The 5116-nt window shown below is 62.3% G+C and carries 5 protein-coding genes; all 5 read right to left on the bottom strand.

The genetic code is table 11. The annotated features are described in order from the left end of the window. A partial coding sequence (locus A1351_RS19365; RefSeq protein WP_157096385.1) for an ATP-dependent helicase occupies positions 1-1079 on the bottom strand: 1079 nt, incomplete at its 3' end. A gap of 260 nt (positions 1080-1339) precedes the next feature. Further along, positions 1340-2389: a PIN domain-containing protein gene (locus A1351_RS19360; RefSeq protein WP_157096384.1), complete on the bottom strand. Its 1050-nt coding sequence runs from the start codon at positions 2387-2389 to the stop codon at positions 1340-1342. Positions 2390-2460: 71 nt separating this feature from the next. Next, positions 2461-4365, bottom strand: coding sequence for a DUF3732 domain-containing protein (locus tag A1351_RS19355; protein ID WP_245291687.1), 1905 nt, complete (start codon positions 4363-4365; stop codon positions 2461-2463). A 77-nt stretch (positions 4366-4442) separates the two neighbouring features. Beyond that, positions 4443-4931 (bottom strand): three component ABC system middle component, encoded by a 489-nt coding sequence (locus A1351_RS19350; protein WP_064033712.1) that lies wholly within the window; start codon positions 4929-4931, stop codon positions 4443-4445. Between the two features lie 4 nt (positions 4932-4935). Continuing rightward, positions 4936-5116, bottom strand: a 181-nt coding sequence (locus A1351_RS26275) for an ABC-three component system protein (protein WP_371441511.1), incomplete at its 5' end; no start/stop codon positions are given.

Raw genomic sequence — 5116 nt, 5'->3', positions numbered from 1 at the left:
AGCACGCGCTCGGCGATGAAACGCGCCTGATCGCTCTCGTCGCGCACGGTGACGAGCTGCGGCCGTTCCGATGAGCGGCGCTCGGTCCAGAGATTCTTGGCGTAGCGCTCGGCGGCGAGCGAGATGACGGCGTTGGCCGCGGTGAGGATCGGCTCGGTCGAGCGATAATTGCGGTTGAGCGTGACGATTTCCGCGGGCGGCGTGAAGCTCTTCGGAAACTCGAGAATATTGCGCACATTTGCGGCGCGGAAGGAATAGATGGATTGGGCGTCGTCACCGACGACGGTGAGACCCTGGCCCTTCGGCTTCAAGGCAAGCAGGATGGAGGCCTGGAGGCGATTGGTGTCCTGATATTCGTCGACGAGAATATGATCGAAGCGGCCGCCGATCTCCTCGGCGAGGGCTTCGTCCTGCATCATCTGCGCCCAGTAGAGCAGGAGATCATCGTAATCGAGCACATTCTGCGCCTGCTTCGCCTCGACATAGGCGGCGAACAATTGGCGCAGCTCCGCGTGCCAGCGCGCGCACCAGGGGAAGGCACCGAGCAGCACCTGCTCGAGGGGGATTTCGGCGTTCACGGCGCGGGAGTAGATCGCGAGGCACGTTCCCTTGGTGGGGAAGCGGCTCTCGGTCTTGGAGAAGCCGAGTTCGTGGCGGATGAGATTCATCAGATCGGCGGAGTCTTCGCGATCATGGATGGTGAAGGCGGGATCGAGCCCGATGGCGCCAGCATATTCGCGTAGCAGCCTGGCGCCGATTGCGTGAAACGTGCCGGCCCAGGCGAGGACATCGCCGCCGCCCTTGCCGCCCAGCGCCTCGGCGCAGATGCGCTCGACCCGGCGCGTCATCTCGGCGGCGGCGCGGCGGGAGAAGGTCATCAGCAACATCCGCTGCGGATCGGCGCCCAGGAAGATGAGATGCGCAACCCGATGGGCGAGTGTGTTCGTCTTGCCGGAGCCAGCGCCCGCGATGATGAGCAGCGGCCCCCCGGCGGAGGTCGACGAGCCGTCAACAAGGCCGTACTCGACGGCGCGGCGCTGTTCGGTGTTGAGCTTTTCGAGATAGGCGACGGTGGTCATGGGCGAATCGGCAGGGTGAGCGGGCCCGCAGACTGAACCATAATTCCTGTTTTGTTCGCAATGGGGGCGTACCACGGCGTAGGGGAGGGCGAAGCTGGCGGCCCGGTTCGAATTTCCGTGAGGCGCCAGCTACTGACGCTCTGCGACGAGGCAAGAGCCACAGCGTCCAAGCAATATGGCAAAACCAGTGTCTGCTGCGCCATGTATATATGCGCCATGATCATGATTCGAGAAGCGCAGCGCGCTTGAAAAAGACGATACTATTCAACGATGACGTCGCGCGTCAGCAGTTCGGTCTCCATGAAACGCAGCGTGCGTAGGTCGATCGACACATAGATCTTTAGCCGCACAAGCGTGCGGATCGTCGTTTCGACTTCGGTCGGAATAATGTCGTCGTCCTTGTCCCGCAATTCGGTCTCGTCCACAAAGTGCAGCCTCACGGCGAGGACCGTGTTGGCCTGGAGAATCAATCCGATCTTGGTGTCATCAAAGGCCGCGACGTCGTACCCGTCGACGCTGACGATTTCGTCGAGTTGGGCTCCCAGAACGGAGACGTCGGACAAGGAGCCGCAATAGGCGAAGTCCAGAAAATCCAGGTCGGCGGCGATGGCTTCTGTCAGCTGGTCATCGAAACCGGGCGCTGCAAAGATCTCGTCGGCTATCGCTTCGAAGTCGCCTCCGCCTTCCGCGGTGGCGGCGGCTAGAATATCCTCTATCGTCTCTAGAGCGAGAAGCGTAGCGTGCTCCCCTACAGCCTTGCGGAGGGCTGTATCGCCGCTCACCACATACATCGATATCTCATTGCTTTTGCAGTAGCGGGCGAGTGCCTCGACGACGAAGGCGTCAGGAAACTCCTTGCTGCCGCGGTGATCAAATGGCGGGGTGCCGGCGAAATAGCGATCAAACACCCCCCGCGCCGGAATCTCCAACGCCAGAACGGAATGACTGCGGAAGCGTTTGATCAAGGCGTCGATGAAACCTGTCCACGCCTTCTCGCCGAGATCTGAGCCATCAACGTCCTTCACGGTAACGTTGCCCTCGCCAGTGAGTTGGGCAATGCGGTTGAAATCCCGGGCGAGCCGCTTGGCTTCGGCCGCCATGACGAGTGCAGCTTCTTTTAGCTGCCGGTGAGTCTCGGCAAGAGTGATGTCGGTTACATGCAGGGCGACGCGTCCCTCCTCGATTTGCTTTGCGAGCAATGCGAAAGGTGTGTTCGAGATGTTGAAGCCGGCGCGACGGTATACCTCGGTGTCGAGGAAGACATGCCGTGTCCGCAGTGGCTCTGTCGGATTTCGTACGGGTTTGGTCATCTCAACTGGCTCGCTTTAATGGAAGCGGTCTTGAACCACAAATTCCGCTAGCAGGCTCTGCCCGGCCTCGCTTAGGTCTTGGCGCCGTCCGACTCTCTCGGGCCCTCGCCAAGCCATTCGGCCGGCACCAGCTTGTCGTTGCCGCGCCATTGATGAACCAGGGTTACGCCCTCGATCTCGCCCCAGACGTCTGCGCCCGCGTGGTCCAGGACGATCGCTTGCAGCTGGCCCTTCGCCCGCGCGATCTCCTTTCCCATGGCTTCGAACACCTTCCGCACCGCTGCGATATCTTCGTCTCTGGACCGGCCGAGCGGACTCACCGCGTCGACGACGTCGAAGCCGCGGGGGAAGTAGACTTGGCTGGGCTGGTCGTAAATTAACATCCCAGGAACAGGATGGTTGACCTCGCCGGTGAAGAAGCGCTGCAGGGCGAGCGTGACGGCCACATGATAAGCGAGCCAGTTCGCGCCGCTGCCGATTTCCCAGAGGTAGTCCTCGCGCTCGGTATGGATGACCTTGATCGTTAAGTCGTTGATGACGAGCTGGATCGGGGCGTTCGGCCACTCGGAATCCAAAGTGGGGATGATTGTCGCGGCGAAAATCTCGATCTGGCGTAGCGCATTCGCAGTCTTTCGACTGACCTGGGCCTCGGAATAGATGCTCCGCAACTCCACGATCCGGGCCTTAAGCCGCGCGACCTCCTCCACCGCATCGGAGCCCTCCTCGGATCGGTCAAACGACGCGAGCGCCTGCTCGAGCCGGCCGATGAACCGCTCGATGCGGTCCTGCCGATAGGTCGCTTCACGCACCTGGGCTGACCGCTGCTCCAGCAGGGAGATTTCCTGCCGGACGGCCGTGAGCCGGGCGGTAGCCATCTCCACCTCTCCGCGCAACCTGAGGCGCTCTTTGTCAAAGGCGTCCGACAGGCTGGGCTGGGTGCGCAGCTGCACGTCGATGCCGGCCAGAGCCTCGGTCAGAGCGTCGAGCTTGTCGCGCCCGCCTTCGCTCAGGGTCACGACCGGGTCACTCGCGTCATCCGCCCGGGCGCGAAGCCAGCTGGCGATATTGAGGCGATCGCGCTGGATCCGGATGGCGGAACCGAAGGTCTCACTTGTGCTCAGCAGGCGCTGAATCTCATTCAATTTCTGCCGTTGATCGGCCAAGTTCGCCGCGGCGTCACTTTCGGCCTGACGCAGAACGTGGAGCTGCTGCATTGTTGGCTCGATGGTGTCGAGGGTCGCGAAAGCTGCGCGCGTGTTCATGCTCGCCGCGCGCCGCAGGAGATCGACCACCTGGCTCCATTCGGTCGGGATGATTGTGTCGACCGGAAGGAGGCCGAACTCGATCGCATTGCGGAGCCAGGCTTGGGTTTCGATCTGCCAGGCATGGACCGCCGTCTTGGCGGCCTGCAAAGCCGCCTCCTTGCGCCGCAAGTCGCGAGTCAGCCTCTCGATCTCCCAGCGCGCTGCAAGCATCTCCGGCGTCAGCGCGCCCAGGACGTATGGGAAGATCGCCTTCAGTTTCTCCCGATGCTCGGTCGTATCGGCGTTGAAGTACATTACCATCGGGTTCGCCACGATGTATTGCGGCTGGAACGTAAAGGCCATCAGATCGCGGAAGCTGACGCGCGCGATCTCGGCGTCCGGATTCAATCCGAGCTGGGAGAGGCCCGCGAGCTTGTCCAGCATCCGCTTGACGGTGTCGGAGGTGGTGTTCTTGGTCGGCGCCTCGGCCGGCACCTCGACGGTGTTCCCCTCAAGGATGAACATGTCCCCAGTCTGGCGTGCGTCGCCGGGCTCGCGTCGCGCCAGCAGCTTCTGCCCTTCCATGGTTTCGATCACGATGCCGAACCACGAACAGGCGGTCCGGATGGTACCGACCGGGATACCGCATTTCCCTGACGCAAGGCAGTAGTCGATGATCGGGATCACCGCCGACTTCCCGGTCTTGGACGCGCCGCTGATGACGTTGACCATTCCTGGCTCGAACTCGACCACCCGCGGGGCGTACCCGGCCCTGGACCAAAGGATCAGCTTGAGGATTTGGAAGTGCATCAGGGTTGCACCTGCAGCAGGGAGAAGACTTGGTTTGCCGGCAACCGGGCAAACCAGCGACCAACTTTCTCGGCGCTCGCGACATGGTGCTTCAGTCGCTCCGGCGGTGCCGGCGGCTTGGCCTCATTCGCACGGACCACGCCAGTGTCATAGTCGATATTCAAGAGCTTCGCCGAGATGCCCGCTCCGAGGGACTCCAGCGTCAAGCCGCGCATGGCGAGGGCTCGGTCGTGGACCGCAAACAGCCGTTCACGCTCCTCGCCCAGCTTGGCCACGAACTTCGCCAGACCAGAGCTCTGGTTCGTCGATCGGATTACCCGCATAGTCGGCCCATGCAGGACGAGCGGCAGTGTCAGGAAGAAAAACGTCAGGATGGGAAGATCGCCGACCTCCTCCGCCTGATACCCTCGCCCGAAATTCCATAGCAGGAACGAACCGAACGCCGGATTCTGGACGAGGGCGACAGGCGACATTTTGCGCTCCGTCATGGGCCTACTCCTCAGGGAAAAGCATCTTGTACGAGGGATGCCAGCCCACGCGCCGCATGTCAGCTAGGCAGTTGTAGGCTCCGGCCACGAAGTGGCTCGGCAGCGCCTGACCGTCCAACGGCAGGGTAGTATTGGTGCACTGGCGGTAGACGGCCCGCCCCCGGGACGATCGTGCCCCTGGAGAT

This window comes from Methylosinus sp. R-45379, from assembly GCF_001644125.1.
GTDB lineage: Bacteria > Pseudomonadota > Alphaproteobacteria > Rhizobiales > Beijerinckiaceae > Methylosinus.
Note: the sequence above shows the minus strand (reverse complement) of the source record. Positions and strands in the feature narration are given on the sequence as shown.